Origin of the sequence: Roseovarius maritimus, assembly GCF_043355895.2 — a bacterium.
Taxonomy (GTDB): Bacteria; Pseudomonadota; Alphaproteobacteria; order Rhodobacterales; family Rhodobacteraceae; genus Roseovarius; species Roseovarius maritimus.
Window position 1 is genome coordinate 1 of the sequence record NZ_JBHFPF020000036.1, and the last position, 770, is coordinate 770.

Here is a 770-nt window from a genome sequence, read left to right on the forward strand (position 1 = left end):
GTATAGTCGCCGCCGCCGCCCGTCAGCTCGACCAGATGGCCGACCAGATCGCCCTTCACCTCTTTCGGGTTGACGAAATCGGTCATGCCGAAGCGTTTGGCCATCTCGACCTTCTGCGGATCGATATCGACGCCGACAATCTGGCTCGCGCCCGCAAGACGCAGGCCCTGAATGACGTTGAGGCCGATACCGCCGAGGCCAAAGACGATGGCGCGGCTTCCGATCTCGACCTTGGCGGTGTTGATGACCGCGCCGATGCCCGTGGTCACGCCGCAGCCGATATAGCAGATCTTGTCGAAGGGCGCGTCACGGCGCACCTTGGCCAGCGCGATTTCCGGCAGGACGGTGTAGTTCGAGAAGGTCGAGCAGCCCATGTAATGCAGGATCGGCGTGCCATCCAGCATGGAAAAGCGGCTGGTCCCGTCGGGCATGACGCCTTGCCCCTGCGTCGCGCGGATCGACTGACAGAGGTTGGTCTTGGGGTTGAGGCAATATTCACACTCGCGGCATTCGGGCGTGTAGAGCGGGATGACGTGATCGCCCACCTCCAGCGATGTCACGCCCTCGCCCACCTCGACCACGACGCCCGCGCCCTCATGGCCGAGGATCGCCGGAAACGCGCCCTCGGGATCCGCGCCCGACAGGGTGAAATCATCGGTGTGGCACAGGCCGGTCGCCTTGATTTCCACCAGAACCTCGCCCTTCTTCGGGCCATCGAGGTTCACTTCCATGATTTCCATGGGTTTTCCGGCCTCAAGGGCCACGGCGGC

The 770-nt window shown here is 63.6% G+C and carries 1 protein-coding gene; it reads right to left on the minus strand.

From position 1 onward, the window contains the following. Nucleotides 1–770 (minus strand): alcohol dehydrogenase catalytic domain-containing protein (locus ACEWPM_RS19775; RefSeq protein WP_420768118.1); only part of this gene is annotated, 770 nt, incomplete at both ends.